Origin of the sequence: Rudaea sp. 3F27F6 (assembly GCF_005503555.1) — a bacterium.
GTDB lineage: Bacteria > Pseudomonadota > Gammaproteobacteria > Xanthomonadales > Rhodanobacteraceae > Rudaea.
This window is the reverse complement of sequence record NZ_SCNG01000001.1, coordinates 577,050-594,978: the sequence shown is the minus strand read 5'-3', so window position 1 is coordinate 594,978 and position 17,929 is coordinate 577,050. Positions and strand designations below refer to the sequence as shown.

The following is a 17,929-nucleotide window of genomic DNA, read 5'->3' as shown; positions in this document are numbered from 1 at the left end:
GATTCGCCCACAGGGTCGCGCGCAGGATGCGCGCGAGTTCGCGAATGGGCACGGATGTCCATCGAGCGAACCCCGGCATGACCTCGCGAACCGCCGCAGGCGGCGCGGCTCCCGGGGTGCATTTCTTTGGTTACTTTCTTTGTGCAAGCAAAGAAAGTAACCCGCTCGTCCGTAGGACGAGTGGAAGCCTTGGCTCTTAAAAGCACCAAAGCAAGAGCTGGATTCCCGCTTTCGCGGGAATGACGAGCAAAGGCAAGCCTGAGATGCTGGACGAGTGGAAGCTCTGCTCCTAGACCCCACGGAAAAGCAAAGGCAAAGTCACTGGATTCCCGCTGAGAGCACGCGGGAATGACGAGCAAAGACTAACTCTGCATGACCCAGTTCTCCAGTTACCGAGAGTCCCGCCTTCGCGGGAACAACAGGCCGAACGCAACACCTCCAGCGCAAGCTGGAACACCAACCAACGACGGGAGTAACCTCTGTCCCGCTTCCGTGACAATTCGCCCGGCGATACGCCGAGATTTCGCGCACCATTCCCCGTGCCGCAAAGCCGCCCTAGAATCCTCGTCCTGACTTGAGGAACGGCCGTGCCGTTGCGGTCCGCAAGATTATCCAAGCAACGAAGGATCATGCCCGTGGCGGCAATAGAAAAAATTTCCGAGCAAAAGAGTTTCGGCGGCGTGCAGGGTTTCTACCGGCATGCGTCAACGGCGTGTGCCGGGCCGATGCGCTTCACTGTCTACCAGCCGCCGCAGGCGCAGCGCGGGCGCGTGCCGGTTTTGTTCTGGCTTTCGGGACTGACCTGCACCGAAGAGAATTTCACGATCAAGGCCGGCGCGCAGCGTATCGCCGCGGAACTCGGTTTGATCGTGGTCGCGCCCGACACGAGTCCGCGCAATACTGGGATTCCCGGCGAAGCGGACGACTGGCAGTTCGGTGCCGGCGCGGCCTTTTATCTCGACGCCGCGGTCGAGCCGTGGTCGCAGCATTTCAATATGTATACTTATTGCAGCGCCGAGCTGCCTGAGCTGATCGCGGAACATTTTCCGATCGATCCGCAGCGCATGGGCATCTTCGGCCACTCGATGGGCGGCCACGGTGCGCTGACGATTGCGCTCAAGCACAGCGACCGCTTCCGCTCGGTGTCCGCGTTCGCGCCGATCGTCGCACCGATCCAGGTGCGATGGGGCGAAACCGCGTTCCCGCGCTTTCTCGGTCCCGACCGCGAGACTTGGAAGCAGTACGACGCGACCGAACTCGTGCAGCGGAAAAAATTTCCCGGCACGATCTTGATCGACCAGGGCGACGCGGACCAATTTCTCAACGACACGCTGCGGCCGGAGATTTTCGCCGCCGCGTGCGAGAAAGTCGGCCAGCCGTTGTCGCTGCGCATGCAGCCGGGCTACGACCATAGTTACTACTTTGTCAGCACCTTCATCGAAGACCACATGCGTCATCACGAGAAAGTGCTGCACGGATAATTTTTAAGGAGATATCAGGAATGAAAACCAGAGCGGCAGTCGCATTCGAATCGGGCAAGCCCCTAGAAATCGTCGATCTCGATCTCGAAGGCCCGAAGGCCGGCGAGGTGCTCGTGCGCATCGTTGCGACCGGCGTCTGCCATACCGATGCGTTCACCTTGTCGGGCGCCGATCCGGAAGGTCTGTTTCCGGCGATTCTCGGCCACGAAGGCGGCGGCATCGTCGAAGAAGTCGGCCCCGGCGTGACCAGCGTCAAGCCGGGCGATCATGTGATTCCGCTGTACACACCCGAGTGCGGCGAGTGCAAGTTTTGCAAGTCGGGGCGCACCAATCTGTGCCAGAAGATTCGCGTGACCCAGGGCAAGGGCCTGATGCCTGACGGCACTTCGCGTTTCTCCTACCAGGGCAAGCCGGTATTGCACTACATGGGCACGAGTACGTTCTCGGAATACACCGTGTTGCCGGAGATCTCGCTGGCAAAGATCAATCCGAAGGCGCCGCTCGACAAGGTCTGCCTGCTCGGCTGCGGCATCACGACCGGCGTCGGCGCGGTGCTCAACACGGCGAAGGTGTGGCCCGGCGCGACGGTCGCCGTGTTCGGCCTCGGCGGCATCGGCCTCGCCGTGGTGCAGGGCGCGGTGATGGCGAAGGCTTCGCGCATCATCGCGGTCGATCTCAATCCATCGAAGTGGGACATGGCCAAGGCGATGGGCGCGACCGACTTCGTCAATCCGAAAGACTACGACCGGCCGATCCAGCAGGTCATCGTCGACCTGACCGACGGTGGCGTCGATTTTTCGTTCGAGTGCATCGGCAACGTCAACGTCATGCGCTCTGCGCTCGAGTGCTGCCACAAGGGCTGGGGCGAATCGATCATCATCGGCGTCGCGGGATCGGGCCAGGAGATCGCCACGCGTCCGTTCCAGCTCGTCACCGGGCGCGTCTGGCGCGGCACCGCTTTCGGTGGAGTCAAGGGACGCTCGCAGTTGCCGGGCTATGTCGACCGCTATCTCGCCGGCGAACTCAAGGTCGACGAGTTCGTCACCGAGACCTTGCCGCTCGAGCAGATCAACCACGCGTTCGACCTGATGCACGAAGGCAAGGTGATCCGCTCGGTCATCAAATACTGAGTCCGTTTTCTGGAAACGGAGCGGCGGCGCACGCCGCCGCGATCCGCACCGGCCGGGATGCCGCAGCAGCCACTCACAACATCGGGAGGTAGAGTCATGGCAACCGCGATTCATCCCGCCGTCGACAACGGCATCAAGGCCGCCGTGCCGGATTTCGCCGGCGGCACCCTGGTCTGCCGCTGCGCGGACAAGCCGGTCAAGGTGAAGATCGATGCGCAGACCGCGCACAATCACGCCTGCGGCTGCACCAAGTGCTGGAAGCCCGAAGGCGCGCTGTTCTCCGTCGTCGCCGTCGTGTCGAAGGACAAACTCAGCGTGGTCGACAATGGCGACAAGCTCGCGGTCGTCGACGAGAAAGCGGCGATCCAGCGTCACGCGTGCAAAGGCTGCGGCGTGCACATGTACGGCCGCATCGAGAACGCCCGGCATCCGTTCTACGGTCTCGATTTCGTGCATACCGAACTGTCGCCCGACAGCGGCTGGTCGGCGCCGGGCTTCGCCGCGTTCGTGTCCTCGATCATCGAATCGGGCGCTGACCCGGCGAACATGGGCGCGGTGCGCGCACGGCTCAACGAACTCGGCCTGCCGACCTACGACTGCCTCAGCCCGCCGCTGATGGACGCGATCGCGACCCACGTCGCCAAGCAGAACGGTGTACTCAAGACCTGAGCTGCCCGAACCGGGACGAAGCAAAGGCCGGCATGATGCCGGCCTTTTTTTGCGCCGAATTTTCGCTTCGCCGTTTTTGCCGCCCGCTGTGGCGACGACTCGACTTCAGTGCGACAACACGATGCCGTGCTTGTGCATCTTGCGATATAGCGTGTTGCGGCTGATGTTGAGCGCAAGTGCAGTGCGGCTGACGTTCCAGCGCATGCGTTCGAGTTCGCGCAGCAGCGCGGCGCGTTCGGCTTCGCGCAGCGCAGTGGAAGGTGAAGGCGCTTCGATTGCGGAGCATGTAGCGTCCATAGCGCAGCCAGCCTGCGCCGGCACACTTGTGCCGTCATCGTCGAGAATTTCCTGCGGCAGGTTCGCCAAGCGAATCGTGCGCTCGCTGCACAGCACCGCGGCCGTGCGCAGCACGTTGCGCAGCTCGCGCACGTTGCCGGGCCACGCATAATCGACGAGGCGCTGGAACGCGTCGCGCGCAATTTCGATCGCGGTATCGGGTGCTTCCTCGCGCAGCACGGTGCGGATCAGTTCGGCCTTGTCGCTGCGGTCGCGCAAAGTGGGCAGCACCAAGGTCGCGCCGTTGAGGCGGTAGTAGAGGTCTTCGCGGAATTCGCCGTTCGCGACGAGGCCGCGCAGATCGCGATGGCTGGCGCCGACGACGTGCAGATCGAGCGGAATCGTATCGCCGCCGAGCGCCGTCGTCTCGCGCGTCTCGAGCACACGCAGCAGGCGCGCTTGCAACGGCAGCGGCAGGCCGCCGATATCGTCGAGAAACAGTGTGCCGCCGCTCGACTGTTCGATCTTGCCGACGCGTCTTTCTGCAGTATTAGCGTCGCCCGCACCGCCGAACAGATCGGTTTCGATCAGGTTCTGTGCCATCGCCGCGCAGTTGGCGACGACGAAAGGTTTATCGCGCCGGCGGCTTTCGCGGTGCAGGGCGCGCGCGAAGGCTTGCTTGCCCGTGCCGGTCGCGCCTTGCAGCAGGATCGGCACCTGCTTTGCGAACAGCCGGTGCCCGTCGGCGAGCGCCTTGCGCAGCACTTCGTCGTCGCCGACATAGCTCGGTGACGGTTCGATGCGCCCATCGGCTTGTGCAAGCGTCACGGTCGCTGCGGTGGCTGTGCGTGTGGACGTGCCGGCTTGCTGCGTGGACGGCGCGCGCACGACCGCGAAGAAGCGCCTGCCGAGGGCGACGTCGCGCACCGGCCAGATCGCGCCGGCCTCGCTGCGTGCGCGCATTTCTAGCGTGGCGAAGTCGAACTGGAAGAACTCCGACACTGGCCTGCCGACGAGTTGCTTGCGGTTCGCACAGCCGAGCTGGAGCAGGGCCGATTCGTTGGCGGCGAGAACGTTGCCGTTGCCGTCGATCGCGAGCAGGGCCTCGTGCAGCAGGCCGACGAATTCGGGACGGCTATGGAAGCGCAACACGAACGCGTCGCCGAACTCGCGCAGGAAATTCCAGCGCGAGATCAGGCTCGCCGACATGTTGACGAGGGCCATGGTGTGGCGCTGGATCAGGCGGCTGTCGAGTGAATTGACCGTGGACGCGTCGAGCACCGCGATCAGCTCGCCGTGCGCATCGAGAATCGGCGCGCCCGAGCACGACAGCGGCATGTTGTAGCCGCGGAAATGTTCCTCGCGATGCACGGTGACCGAGCCGCCTTCGGCGATGCAGGTGCCGATGCCGTTGGTGCCTTCGTGGCGTTCGTCCCAGAGGGCGCCGTGGCAGAGGCCCGCTTGGCGGAATTCGCGCTGCAGGGTCGGGTCGGTGATCGTGCTGAGCAGGGCGCCGCGCGCGTCGGCGAGGATGACGGCGAAGCCCGAGCCGGAAATCTGTTCGTAAAGATTTTCCATTTCCGCGCGCGCGACGCGCAGCAATTCGCCCATGCGCTGCTGCACCTCCTTAACCGAAAGCGGATCGAGCACGGCGGGCTGGCGCCGGCCCTGCGGTTCAATGCCGTACTCCTTGATGCAGCGGTACCACGAGCGCGTGACGTGCGGCTCGATGCCGGCCGGCTTCAATCCGCTGCGTACCGTGTGAATGATGCGCGCGGCATGGCTCGATGCGAGTACGGACTGGGTCATGATGCGGTGGCCGTGCGGGGAGGAGACGGCGCCGCGTACGCTTGCTCCGGTCGCGCGGGATCGGGTTGCCCCTGCGCGCGCGGCGTCGTGGCGGCTAGGTTCCCGCTATTGCGGGAATGGCGCAAACTGCGCTGCAGCAATTCGGCCGCTGTGCCGGAAACGGGACAGGGCGACGAGCCGTGCAACGAGGTGAATCCACGCGGACCACGCGCCGGGCTGACCGGCGTCACCCGGGATATTCGCCGTGGGTCGGCAGTCCGTCGGCGCAGCTCCACGGCGCGCGAGACGCCCAGAAAATGCGGTCGGTCGGCGCCATCGGCGGAATGTCGTCGAGAGAGCCGGCCGGAATGACCAGCGCTTGGCCGTCGCGCGTCACACGCGGCAGCGGACTGCCGCAGCGGGCGCAGAACCATTTGCCGAAGCGCTTGGCGCTCGGCAATTCGTAGCGCGAGATCGCGTCCTCGCCCGAGCGCCAGCGGATTTGTCCGGGCGCCGCAAACAGATTGGTCGCATGCCCGGTGCCCGTGCCTTTGCGGCAGCGCGAGCAGTGACAATGAACCATGCGTTGGAACGGCGGATCGATCTCGAACGTCACCGTTCCGCAGAGGCAGCCGCCGTGAATGGCCGATTCGCTCATTTCATTCTCCGATGCGGATGTGAAAATATTCCAGCACTTCGTCGTTCGCCGCGTCGACCTCGCCGGTCGGCTGCCAGCCGAGATGGCGGTAGAAGCCGTACGAACGCACGCGCGGATTCGACGAGCAGCTCAAAAACAGCCGCGCAAAGCCGACGCTCTTGAACTCGTCGATCATCAGGCGCAGCAGGGTTTTGCCGATGCCGCGGCTCTCGTATTCCGGCAGCAGGGCGAGGACGAGGATCTCGCCTGTCCCGCGGTCGCCAAAACAGTAGCCGGCCAGCTCGCCTTCGTGCGTCGCGACGTAGCCGGGAAACGAACCGTCGTCGATGCCTGCGCGCCAGCTCGCGTGGGTCACGCCGACGGCTTTCAATTCTTCGGCCGAGAACGCGTTCTCGCGCGTCTTGCCGCGCAGGGCAATGCAGGCAGCCGTATCGTCGGCTACGGCTTTTCGATAGACGATGTTCATTGCAGAGGAATCTGAGAAAGCGCGAGCGCCCGCGATTTTACCCGCTGCGCGATTCGATCCGGCGCCGAGCGCCGGAGAGCAGCGCTTTGGAATACGCCATATGAAATCCGAGCAGCTTGCCGAACAGCGGTCTGCGCATCGCCGTCGCGGTCACCGCGGAGCCGAAGTAGAGGCACGTGCGCATCGGTTCGCCGGGGATCGGTGCGGCCATGAACCAGGAGCGCGTATTGCCGAACAGATCGCACATCAGCAATTGGTCGTGCGTGCGCGCTTCGACGCGCCATGCGGCGAACGCGTCGATCTGGGCGTCGGCCAACTGCCGCGCCTGCGCGTTGGTCGAAGGCTTGGACACGGCGAATCTGAGGATCAGCCGTTCCAGCTTGAACAGCGGCGTCGTGTAGAACGCTTCGATGTAGCGCGCGCACGCGATCGTGCCGGCGACTTCGGTGGTGTAGCAGTCGGTATAGGCATCCGCGCGCGCATACGCGCTCAGCAGCGCGCCTTCGGGAAGTGAACAGGATTCGATCGGACGCACGTGCGGTGTACGGTTTTGGCTTGCGGCGTCCACTCGATTTCGCGTCGCGCCTTCAGACGGCGTGCTGCTGAAGATTCGCCAGCACGTGTTCGGTGACGTCCTTGCCGCCGCGGAAGTTGCTGACCAGCGAGCCGACAGTGTAGATCGGTCCCCAGGGAATGCCCCACCATCCGACGAAGAACGAAATCAGCGAGTAACTCAAGCCTTTCGTGACCGCGCTTTCGCCGGAGCGCACGAAGTGAATTTCACTCGGCCGGCGAAAGGTCATGATGATTACGGAAATGCAGAACTGAAAGTAGACGAACTTGCCGCCGCGCTGGACTTCGTCGCGGATCTGCGCGGTGCTGAGATTCTCGATGCCGACAATTTTCATCGCGTATTCCTGTGCATGATGTCCCTGTCCGGCGGCGAGTATCCCATATTGTTCCGCGCGGCAGCGTTGCGAATGCGGACTGCGCGGCGTGCTCAAGAAGCGGCGGCGGTCATTGCTCCAGCCGGCCGCCGAGCGCGGTCAGCAGACTCTGCGCCGCACCGATGCGCTCGGCCGCGCCGGGCAGCTCCATGCGGATCTTGAATTTGTCCTGGCCGTCGAGCGAATAGACTTTTGGCTGCGCCTGGATCAGCTTGATGATGCGCATCGGATCGATGTTCGGCGTCGGTTTGAACAGCACGCGGCCGCCGCGCTCGCCGAGTTCGAGTTTCTTGATGCCCATCGCCGTCGCCGCGAGCTTCAGCGCCGCCGCGACGAACAGGTGCTTGACCGGATCGGGCAGCAGGCCGAAGCGATCGATCATCTCGATCTGCAGCTCGCGCAGGGCGTGCGCGTCGCGCGCACTGGCGATGCGTTTGTACAGGGTCAGGCGCGCGTGCACATCGGGCAGGTAGTCGTCGGGGATCAGGGCGGGCACGTGCAATTCGATCTCGGCATCGTGTTCATTGACCAGATCGAAGTCCGGCACCTTGCCTGACTTGAGCGCGCGCACCGCGCGTTCGAGCAGTTCGGAGTAGAGCGAGAAGCCAACCGCTTCGATCTGTCCCGACTGTTCTTCGCCGAGCAGTTCGCCCGCGCCGCGGATTTCGAGATCGTGCGTGGCAAGCGTGAAGCCCGCGCCGAGTTCTTCGAGCGACGCTATCGCTTCGAGGCGCTTCTCCGCGTCGGCCGTGATGCTGCGCTTGTCCGGCACGACCAGATAGGCGTAGGCGCGATGGTGCGAACGGCCGACGCGGCCGCGCAACTGATGCAGCTGCGACAGGCCGAAGCGATCGGCGCGGTTGATCACGATCGTGTTCGCGCTCGGCACGTCGATGCCCGATTCGATGATCGTCGTGCAGACTAGCACGTTGAAGCGCTGGCGGTAGAAGTCGAGCATCACCTGTTCGAGTTCGCGCTCGGGCATCTGGCCGTGGGCGACGCGCAGGCGCGCTTCGGGTACGAGTTCGCCGAGTTCGCGCGCGGTCTTCTCGATCGTCTCGACTTCGTTGTGCAGGAAGTACACCTGGCCGCCGCGCGCGAGTTCGCGCTGGAACGCTTCGCGCACGAGCGCCGTGTCCCAGGCGGCGACGAAGGTTTTGACCGCGAGGCGATGCGACGGCGGCGTGGCGATGATCGACAGATCGCGCAGGCCGCTCATCGACATATTGAGCGTGCGTGGGATCGGCGTCGCGGTGAGCGTGAGCAGATCGACTTCGGCGCGCAGCTTCTTCAGCGCTTCCTTCTGGCGCACGCCGAAACGCTGCTCCTCGTCGACGATGACTAGGCCGAGGTCCTTGAACTTGATGTCGGGCTGGAGCAGGCGATGCGTGCCGATCATCACGTCGATCTGGCCGTCTTCGAGTTTCTTCAGCGCTTCCTCGACTTCTTTCTTCGACTTGAAGCGCGAGATCACCTCGACGCGCACCGGCCAGTCGGCGTAACGGTCGCGGAAGTTCTGGTAGTGCTGCTGGGCGAGCAAAGTGGTCGGCGCAAGCATCGCGACCTGTTTGCCCGCGGTTGCCGCGACGAAGGCCGCGCGCAGGGCGACCTCGGTCTTGCCGAAGCCGACGTCACCGCAGACGACGCGGTCCATCGATTTGCCCGAGGCGAGATCGGCGATGACCGCTTCGATCGCGCGCAGTTGGTCCGGCGTTTCTTCGAACGGGAACGCGGCGGCAAATTGTTCGTAGAGATTGCGGTCGTAAACGAATGCCGTGCCGCCGCGCGCCTCGCGCTGCGCGTACAGCGCGAGCAATTCGGCGGCGACGTCGCGCACCTTCTGCGCGGCCTTGCGCTTGGCTTTCTCCCAGGCTTCGCCGCCGAGCGAATGCAGCGGCGCGAGTTCGGGTGCCGCGCCCGAATAGCGTGAGACCAAGTGCAGCTGGGCGACCGGCACGTAGAGCTTGTCGCCCTTGGCGTAGTCGATGCAGAGGAACTCGCCGCCCGCGCCGCCGACGTCGAGCTTGATCAGGCCCTGGTAGCGGCCGACGCCGTGATCGGCATGCACGATCGGCGCGCCGATGGTCAGCTCGGACAGATCGCGCAGGATCGCCTCGGGCTCACGCACCGCGTGTTTGCGCCGCCGCGTCGCGCGCGCGCGTTCGCCGTAGAGCTGGCGGTCGGTGAGGACGGCGAGCGCGGGTTCGGTCAGGGCAAAGCCGTCGTCGAGTGCGGCGGCGGTGATGAAGAATCTTTGCTCGTCTGTCGGGCTTGACTCGCGACTGCGTCGCTCGGCCTCCGGCCCGGCTTCGCCGTTCACGCTTCGCGTGTCGCCGGGATGACGAGCAGAAAAGAATTCGTTCCACGAAGCAACGACTTTCGGCCGCAGATTCATGCCGGCAAGCTGCTCGACGAGCGCCTCGCGCCGCCCAGCCGAATCGGCGGCGATCAGCACGCGGCCCGGATAGGCGTCGAGGAAGCGCTTCAGTTCCTGCGCCGGCTCTTCGCCGCGCTGGTTGAGCGGCACGCTCGGCGCGGATTGCGTGCCGAGATCGACCGCGTGCTCGTTCGAGCCCTTGGCGACGATCTCGACGCGCAGGCTGCGATTCAAGCGTTCGCGCAACTCCTGCGGCGGCAGATACAGTTCGGCGACCGGCAGGATCGGCCGCTCGATATCGTGAGCGCGGCTGTCGTAGCGGGTCAGCGCCTGCTGCCAGAACGTCTCCGCCGCATCGAGCGCGTTTTCGGCGAGGACGAATACGGCGGATTCGCTGAGGTAATCGAACAACGTTTCCGTCTGCGCGAAGAACAGCGGCAGGTAGTACTCGATGCCGGCCGGGGTCGTACCTTCTTTGATGTCCTGATAGATGGGGCAATGGCGCGGGTCGATCGGGAAGCGCTCGCGCAGCGTGTTGCGGAACGCCTTTACCGACTCTTCGGTCAGCGGAAATTCGCGCGCCGGCAGCAGGCTGACCTTGTCGACCTTGTGCGCGGAACGCTGCGTTTCCGGATCGAAGGTGCGGATCGACTCGATCTCGCGGTCGAACAGTTCGATGCGATACGGCTCGTTCGTGCCCATCGGGAAAATGTCGAGCAGTGCACCGCGCACGGCGAAGTCGCCCGGTTCGAGCACTTGCGGCACGTTGCGGTAACCGGCGGCTTCGAGGCGGCGCTGCTCGGTCGCGAGGTCGAGCGTCTGTTTCAGCGCGAGCACGAGGCTCGATCCGCCGATGAAGCTGCGCGGCGCGAGGCGCTGCATCAGGGTCGAGGCCGGCACGACGAGCACGCCGCGCTTCGTCGTCGGCAGGCGGTACAGCGCCGAGATGCGTTGCGAGACGATCTCCGGATGCGGCGGGAACAGATCGTAGGGCAGGGTTTCCCAATCCGGGAAATGCAGCACGTCGACCGCATCGCCGGCGAGCGTGCGCAGATCGGTTTCCAGCGTATGTGCCGCGTGCGTGTCGCGCGTCACCGCGACGACGACGCTGTCGTGCGCGCGCGCGGCCGCAGCGATCGCAAGCGCGAGCGAACTGCCGTGCGGCGCGTTCCAGTAGCGGCGCTGTTTGGGATCGCGTGGAAGCGGCGGATGGAGCAGGAGCGAGTCGGTCATGGGAAGCTGGTAGATGAGGCGCCTGCACCCGATTGCAATGCGGTTTCGCTATCGGGAGCCGGCGCGAGAAAACGACGGCACCGCCGGAACGCGTATCTGCGTCCAGCGGAGTGCGAATTGTAACCCGTGCGCCGCGGCTGCGGCCGGCTCAGCGCGAGATCGAATGCAGGCGGCTGAAGACGAAACTCAGATAGGAATCGAGCAGATCCCTGTCGGGACAATCGAGATAGCGGCCGCCGCAGCGTTCGCGCAGTGCGGCGTTGGCGGTGAAGAACGGGCCTTTGGGAATGTCCGCCTGGTCGAGGATCAGGCCGGCGAGAAAGCCAAGGTCGAGTACGGGATAGGAAAACTTCCGTGCATTCGTTTCGTTGCTGCGCATCATGTAGTAGGTCAGCCCGCGCGCATCGCCGAGTTTTTCCGCGATCTCGCTGCTGCGCAGGGCGTGGATCGCACCGTCGAAAGACGGCTGGTGATCGCCGAAATGCGCGAGGATCGCCGGGCGGCCGCCCGCGAACAGCATGGCCTGCAGGCGCATCAGTGCTTCCTGCGAGCCGGTCATGCGTGCGAGGTAGTTGCACAAATGCAGATTGGATTTGCCGTCGAGCTGCGGAAACAGTGCGTGATCGAAGGGTTTGGCGAGCTTCGCGTACGGATCGTTGTGCGGACCGTGCTGGCGCATGGTCAACAGCATGACGAAGAGCGGGTCGTCGGTTAATGCGCGTTCGCGGCGGTATATTTTTTCCAGTTCCTGCTCGATCGCCAGATCGGGGCTTTCCCAGACCAGGTTGAATTCGCTCGAGTCGTGAAAAGCGTCGAACCCGTAGTAGCCGTAGGCACGGCGGGCGTTGACGAAGTTCGCCTGCATCGGATACACGGCGATATTGCGATAGCCGTGCTGTTTGAGTACGAGCGGCAAGGCATAACGTACGCGCGGGGCGAGGTTGAATGGCGCGTAGGCGCCGCCCGGTCCGAACAGGGTATTGGGCAGACCGGAGAAAAAGGTGAATTCGCTGGTCCAGGTTGCGCCGCCGAAGGTATGCACGCGCAGCGGGCCGTGGGCGGTGGTCTGCGTATCGGCCTCGAACATGGCGGAGCGGCATTCCGGGATGGTGCAGTCGGCGAGGATAGCCGGATCGAATGTGCTCTCCTCGAGCACGACGACGATATCGGGCAAGTGGCGTTTCGTGTTCGGCAGCGCAGTTCCGTCGGCTGTCGGCGCCTCGCCCCAGTTGTAGCGATCAGCCCACTGCGGATCGGGCGTCGGTACGCTCACGCGCATGCGATGCAGCGACAGCACGAAGTTGGTCAGCGGACTGTTCGGATTGATCGCGACCCAGCCGTCTTTGGCGTGGATGTGCTTGAACGGGCCGCCCGGCGCGGACAGGCCCCAAAGCAGGATCGCGCCTAGCAGGGTCCCGCTGCATTGCAGAGCGATGCGCGGACGCCGTCGCAGCGTATTCCAAAGAGGCTTCTCCCAGACGATGCAGGCGCCGAGCACGAGGAAGGCGAGCAGCGCGCGTACGACAAGGGCGTGCCAGATTTCAGGATAGTGAGCGACGACGTCGAGCGTGTCGCCATTGCTGAAATAGAGCAGGTCGGGTGCGAACAGTGGCATTTGCAGATAGCGCATCTTGACCAGGCTGATTGTGCGCAGCGCGAGCAAAAAGCCGGCGCTGAGCAGAAGGCCGAAGACGATGCGTCGCGTGGCGAAGATCAGCGCCGATGCAAACGCGAGTACCAGGCAGGCGATGAACAGTATTTCACCGGGCTCGGTCTCTTCGCTTGTGGCGCGCATGAGCGCCGCGGCGAAGCCGAGCACAGCGAGAACGAGGACGAGCGCGCGCCGTCCGCGCGCGTCGAAACCGCGAAAATCCGCCGGCATGGAGAATCAGGCTTCCGCGAACAGCAACTGCTGCTTGACCGGCGCGAAGCTGCGTCGGTGCTCGGCGCAGGGGCCGAGGCGTTCGAGTGCGGCGCGATGGGCGGAGGTCGGGTAGCCTTTGTGCACGGCGAAGCCGTAGCCCGGATGCAGCGCGTCGAGTTCGCGCATGCGCGCGTCGCGGGCGACCTTGGCAAGAATCGAGGCCGCGCCGATTGCCGGTTCGAGCGCGTCGCCGTCGACGATCGCCTTGGCCGCACAGGGCAGGTCGCGCGGCAGTTTGTTGCCGTCGATCAGGGCGAGCACTGCCTGCGGCGTCAGCGCGTGCAAGGCGCGCGACATGCCGACGAGGCTCGCCTGGAGGATGTTCAATGCGTCGATCTCGGCGACGCCGACTTCGATGACGCTGAAGGCGAGTGCGCGCACGCGTATCTCCGCCGCGAGTTTTTCGCGACGCGCCGGGCTGAGCACTTTCGAATCGGCAAGGCCAACGATCGGGCGCGCCGGATCGAGAATCACCGCGGCGACGACGACAGGTCCGGCGAGCGGCCCGCGGCCGGCTTCGTCGACGCCTGCGACCAAGATCTCCCCGTTCATTCGTGCAGCGCCCCCAACTGGTAGAAGATGTAATTCTGGTACGAGTCCAGTACGGGCTTTTTGACGCAGTTGAGATAAAAACCGTCGCAGCGCTCGCGCATCAGCGCGTTGGCTTGGAAAAAGGTGTCCTTCTTCACTCCGGCGAGGTCGAGGATCAGCGACGGCGCAAAGCTCAGGTCCATCTCGCGTTCGCCGTACTGGCGTGTCGGTTTGTAGTTGGTCTTGAGCATGTAGTAGGTGAGGAAGTTCGCGTCGCCGGCCGCGTCGGGCGGATTCTTGTCGAGGCCGCGCATCGCGCCGTCGAACGAAGGCTGGTGGTCGCCGAAGTGGAATAGCAACACGGGACGGTCGGCATCGAGCAGCTTCTTTTCGAGCGCGGCCATGGCGATGTCGGAGCCTTCGAGGCGCTGCAGATAGTTGCCGAGGTTGAGGTTCATCCAGTCATCGAGCCCTTTCGGCGAGAACTTGCCCGCGAATAGCGGCTTGTCGTAGGGCGGCGGCAGTTTCTTCAGCGGCGTCATGTGCGGGCCGTGCTGACGCAGAGTCAGCATCATCACGAACAGCGGCTGTTTGCCGTAGACCTGTTTTTCCTTGTCGTAGATCTGGTTGAACACCTGGAACAGATCGTTGTCGGACGATTCCCACGACAGGCCGTAGTCCTTGCCGTCGTAGAACGCGTCGAAGCCGTAGTTCTTGTAGGCGTTGCGCGCGTTGATGAAATCGCCCGACATCGGATAGATCGCGATGACGCGGTAGCCGGCCTCGTGCAGCACGCGCGGTAAGGTGAAGTTGACGCGCGGCGCGAGGTTGTATGGCGCGTAGAGTCCCGCGTCGCCGAAGCTGAGGTGATTCAGCCCGGTCATCAGCGAAAACTCGCTGGTCCAGGTGCCGCCGCCCCAGACGTGGACCGTGAGCAGGCCGTGTGCGCGCGTGCGTCCGTCGGGCACGAACATCTTGCGCTTGCACACGTCGGCGCGCGTGCAGACCTTGAGCATGGTCGGGTCGTACGTGCTTTCTTCGAGCACGGCGACGACGTCGGGATGTTCCTGGCCGTCCTTGAGCTTCGTCGCCTCGGGCCGGCACGCGGGCGACGCGCAGGCGGGCGGGTTTTCCGCGATGCCCTGAGTCCAGACCAGGCCGCTTTCCTCGTCGGTAGCGAACGGCGGGATCACGACCTGGGTCTGGTAGAACGACGTTACAAAGTCGGTGAGGTAGCTCTTGTCGTTCATCGCCTGCCACATGCCTTTCTCGAACACCGCTGCGAACGGGCCGTGCGGCCACAGGGCGAGGGCGAGCACGCCGAGTGCGGCGAACGCGCCGCCGATGCGCGCGTAGTGGCGGCGCGGCGACGCGTAGCGGGTGAGAAAGGCGGACGGGCTCCAGCGCCAGGCGAGGATCAGCAGCAGAGGAATGGCGACGGCCGCAATGAGGATCGCGATGAGGATCGGCGGATAGTGCAGGGCGACGTCGGCAAGATCGCGGTTGACGAAGTAGACCAGATCGGGCGCCATCAGCGGCGTCGTCAGATAACGGAACTTCATCACGCTGGCGATCAGCAGGCCGCCGAAGATCACGGTCGGCAGCGCGAACGCGAACAGCCAGCGCCGCGTGAGGAACGCGATCAGAACGACAAAAGCGATGATCAAGGTCGAGGAAAACGCGCGCTCGATCCAGGTCGCTTCGAGCAGCGGACCGAAAACGATCAGAGCAGCGAATGCGGCGAGGACGACGAGAAAGAGCAGTTTGCTTCGACGCGGAAGCGACGCAAATCCGGGCATCGCGATGAGGACGGGTGTCGGCACCGCGCAACGTTACGGGCAGGGCGTGGCCTCGTCAACGACGGGCGTTGCTGCGGCGCGATAGCGGTGAGTGAAGGTTCAGATTTTTGCGAATGCCGTGACGGCTCGTCGCGGTCACTTTGCCGCCTTCGCGAAAACGTCCCGCTAAGGATTGCCGAGCATCCCGGCGATCGCGGCGGCGGCATTGTGCTCCGCGTCGCCGCGCAGCGACTCGTGGATGCGTACAAATTCGCGCAGGGTGTCGTCGGGCAGCGCGCGCGCGCGCAACATCGGCGCGAGCGTTGCGGCGAGCGCGGCCGGGGTGCAGTCGTGCTGCATCAGTTCGGGCACGACGCGGCGGCCGGCGAGGATGTTCGGCAGTGAATAGACGTCGGTGCGCAGCAGGCCCAGGGTCTTCACGATGCGGTAGGTCATCGGCGCAATGCGATAGGCGACGGCCATCGGCCGCTTGGCCAGCATCGCTTCGAGTGCCGCGGTGCCCGAGGCCAGAAGGATCGCGTTGGCGGCAAGCATGCAGAGATGGGATTCGTAACTCGCGGTTCGCGCTTCGGACCGTGCGCTGGAATCGGGAGCAGTCCTGCTGCGAGGCGGCAGAATATGCAGCCATCGTGCAGGGTTGTGCGGCGGCGTTTGCGTGTCTGCAATCGTGGAGTCCGCTTCCTGGGCCAGCGCGCGGATCGCTTGCTCGCAGCCGGCATTCGCCGCCGGAATCACGACCTGCAGTTCGGGAAATTCCTTGCGCAGCAGCGTCGCGGCATCGAGAAAATCGCGGCCGAGCCGCGCGATTTCGCCGAGCCGGCTGCCGGGCAATACGGCGAGCACGAGCGCGTCGTCGGCGATGCCGAGAGTGCGTCGCGCTGCGAGCTTGTCGGGATGCAGCGCGAACGCGTCGGCGAGCGGATGGCCGACGAAGCGCGCGTCGACGCGGTGGCGCGCGTAGATGGGCGGTTCCATCGGAAACAGGCAGAGCACGCGGTCGGCGCAGCGGCCGATTTTTTCGGCACGATTCTCGCGCCAGGCCCAGATCGACGGGCTCACGTAGTGCGCGGTGCGGATGCCGGCTTTTTTCAGGCGGCGTTCGAGGCCCAGGTTGAAGTCCGGTGCGTCGATGCCGATGAAGACGTCTGGCTTTTCCTGCAGCGTGCGCCGGAACACGTCGCGGCGCAGCGCGAGCAGCGCGGGCAGATGCTTCAGCACTTCGACAAGCCCCATGATCGAGAGGCGTTCGAGTGGATGCCAGATCTCCATGCCCGCCTCGCCCATGCGTGGGCCGCCGATGCCGGCGAAGCGCGCGCCGGGGAATCGCCGCTTGAGTCCTTCGATCAGATCGGCGCCGAGCAAGTCGCCCGAGGCTTCGCCGGCGACGAGGATGAAGAGCCGGGATTGGGGATTTGGGATTGGGGATTCGGCTGAAGGCATAAGAGCAGGGTCGCTTCCGCGGAGGCGGGATTCTTGGCAGGCGAAAGGCTCGTCATCCGGCTCCTTGCCTTCGGTTTTTCCGACCGCGTCCATGCGCTTTTCCGCGCGCATCCGGCGCGCGGGTTACTTTCTCTTGCTTGTGCAAGAGAAAGTAACCAAAGAGAACACACCCCGGAAGCCGCGCTCGCAGCTTCGCTGCGAGTCCGCGAGGTCATGCCGGGGTTCGCTTGATGGACATCCGTGTCCATTCGCGAACTCGCGCGCATCCTGCGCGCACCCCTCCGGGCGATTCCGTCATACCCTCGCCGCAGCTGACGGGGACTCGAAGAGCAAAAAAGCCGAGCAGAGATCAAAAGCGCAAAGCTAAGCTCTCTCCGAATCCCGAATCCCGAATCCCGAATCCCGAATCCCGAATCCCGAATCCCGAATCCCGGCCCTACCGCGCCAGCGGCCTTTGTCCGCGCTCGATAAAGTCGAGCATCGTGCGCACGTCGGGTTCCGATTCGGCTGCGCTGGCGAGTGCGGCGCGGGCTTCTTCGAGCGGCGACTTGGACACGTACAGCGCGCGGTAGGCGCGCTTGATCGCGGCGATGCGCTCGGCAGAGAAGCCGCGGCGCTTGAGGCCTTCGGCGTTGATGCCGCGCGGGCGGCCGTACTCGGTCGCCATCATCACGAATGGGGGCACGTCACCGTTGACGAAGCAGTTCATGCCGACGAAAGCGTGCGCGCCGACGCGGCAAAATTGGTGTACACCGGCGAAGCCGGACAGGATCACGTGATCGCCGATCTCGACGTGGCCGGCCAGGGTGGCATTGTTCGAGAACACCGTGTGGTTGCCGACCAGGCAGTCGTGCGCGATGTGCACGTAAGCCATGATCCAGTTGCCGTCGCCGATGCGTGTGGCGCCGCCGCCGTCGCCGGTGCCGCGGTTGATGGTGACGAACTCGCGGATCAGGTTGTCGTCGCCGATGACGAGTTCGCTGCGCTCGCCGTGGTATTTCTTGTCCTGCGGGTCGCCGCCGACCGAGGCGAACGAGGCGATGCGGTTGTTGCGGCCGATGCGCGTCGGGCCCTGGATCACGACGTGCGGCGCGATCTGGGTGCCGTCGCCGATTTCGACCTCGGCACCGATCACGCTGTAGGCGCCGACCCCGACATTCGCGCCGAGTTTCGCCGAGGAATCGATTTGCGCTGTGGGATGGATCATCCG

14 protein-coding genes are annotated in these 17,929 nt (G+C 64.6%); 3 read left to right on the top strand and 11 right to left on the bottom strand.

Annotated elements, in window-relative coordinates; all coding sequences use genetic code 11:
- The first annotated feature begins 629 nt into the window (after window positions 1-629).
- The 3 genes from fghA (at window position 630) to gfa (ending at window position 3,280) form a co-directional block, all read left to right on the top strand.
- Window positions 630-1,481, top strand: coding sequence for an S-formylglutathione hydrolase (fghA, locus tag FFS30_RS02475; protein WP_137911525.1), 852 nt, complete (start codon window positions 630-632; stop codon window positions 1,479-1,481).
- A gap of 20 nt (window positions 1,482-1,501) precedes the next feature.
- The gene (locus tag FFS30_RS02470) at window positions 1,502-2,611 is read left to right on the top strand and encodes an S-(hydroxymethyl)glutathione dehydrogenase/class III alcohol dehydrogenase (RefSeq protein ID WP_137911524.1); all 1,110 of its coding nucleotides are present in this window, start codon (window positions 1,502-1,504) and stop codon (window positions 2,609-2,611) included.
- A gap of 96 nt (window positions 2,612-2,707) precedes the next feature.
- On the top strand, window positions 2,708-3,280 hold the full coding sequence (gene gfa, locus FFS30_RS02465) for an S-(hydroxymethyl)glutathione synthase (protein WP_137911523.1): 573 nt from the start codon (window positions 2,708-2,710) through the stop codon (window positions 3,278-3,280).
- A gap of 105 nt (window positions 3,281-3,385) precedes the next feature.
- Here the strand turns inward: gfa and FFS30_RS02460 are convergent, their stop codons facing one another.
- From FFS30_RS02460 to lpxA, 11 genes are all read right to left on the bottom strand, one after another.
- Window positions 3,386-5,365, bottom strand: coding sequence for a sigma-54-dependent Fis family transcriptional regulator (locus FFS30_RS02460; RefSeq protein WP_137911522.1), 1,980 nt, complete (start codon window positions 5,363-5,365; stop codon window positions 3,386-3,388).
- Window positions 5,366-5,591: 226 nt separating this feature from the next.
- Window positions 5,592-6,002 carry a GFA family protein gene (locus FFS30_RS02455; protein WP_137911521.1) on the bottom strand — a complete coding sequence of 137 codons (411 nt, stop codon included), beginning with the start codon at window positions 6,000-6,002 and terminating at the stop codon, window positions 5,592-5,594.
- A gap of 1 nt (window position 6,003) precedes the next feature.
- The gene (locus FFS30_RS02450) at window positions 6,004-6,468 is read right to left on the bottom strand and encodes a GNAT family N-acetyltransferase (protein WP_137911520.1); all 465 of its coding nucleotides are present in this window, start codon (window positions 6,466-6,468) and stop codon (window positions 6,004-6,006) included.
- Window positions 6,469-6,505: 37 nt separating this feature from the next.
- Entirely contained in the window at window positions 6,506-7,003 is a 498-nt protein-coding gene (locus FFS30_RS02445) for a hypothetical protein (protein ID WP_212742387.1), read from the bottom strand.
- A 52-nt stretch (window positions 7,004-7,055) separates the two neighbouring features.
- On the bottom strand, window positions 7,056-7,376 hold the full coding sequence (locus tag FFS30_RS02440; protein ID WP_137911519.1) for a hypothetical protein: 321 nt from the start codon (window positions 7,374-7,376) through the stop codon (window positions 7,056-7,058).
- A 109-nt stretch (window positions 7,377-7,485) separates the two neighbouring features.
- Window positions 7,486-11,025, bottom strand: coding sequence for a transcription-repair coupling factor (gene mfd / locus FFS30_RS02435; protein WP_137911518.1), 3,540 nt, complete (start codon window positions 11,023-11,025; stop codon window positions 7,486-7,488).
- Between the two features lie 148 nt (window positions 11,026-11,173).
- Window positions 11,174-12,907: a sulfatase-like hydrolase/transferase gene (locus tag FFS30_RS02430; RefSeq protein WP_137911517.1), complete on the bottom strand. Its 1,734-nt coding sequence runs from the start codon at window positions 12,905-12,907 to the stop codon at window positions 11,174-11,176.
- A gap of 6 nt (window positions 12,908-12,913) precedes the next feature.
- A complete protein-coding gene (gene rnhB / locus FFS30_RS02425; RefSeq protein ID WP_137911516.1) occupies window positions 12,914-13,501 on the bottom strand; it encodes a ribonuclease HII in 588 nt (195 codons plus the stop codon).
- Window positions 13,498-15,303, bottom strand: a complete 1,806-nt coding sequence (locus FFS30_RS02420; protein WP_137911515.1) for a sulfatase-like hydrolase/transferase — start codon at window positions 15,301-15,303, stop codon at window positions 13,498-13,500. Before FFS30_RS02420 ends, rnhB begins: the two co-directional genes overlap by 4 nt.
- Window positions 15,304-15,444: 141 nt before the next feature.
- Window positions 15,445-16,719: a lipid-A-disaccharide synthase gene (gene lpxB, locus FFS30_RS02415; protein ID WP_137911514.1), complete on the bottom strand. Its 1,275-nt coding sequence runs from the start codon at window positions 16,717-16,719 to the stop codon at window positions 15,445-15,447.
- Window positions 16,720-17,155: 436 nt separating this feature from the next.
- A complete protein-coding gene (gene lpxA, locus FFS30_RS02410) occupies window positions 17,156-17,926 on the bottom strand; it encodes an acyl-ACP--UDP-N-acetylglucosamine O-acyltransferase (RefSeq protein WP_137911513.1) in 771 nt (256 codons plus the stop codon).
- Window positions 17,927-17,929: the final 3 nt, after the last annotated feature.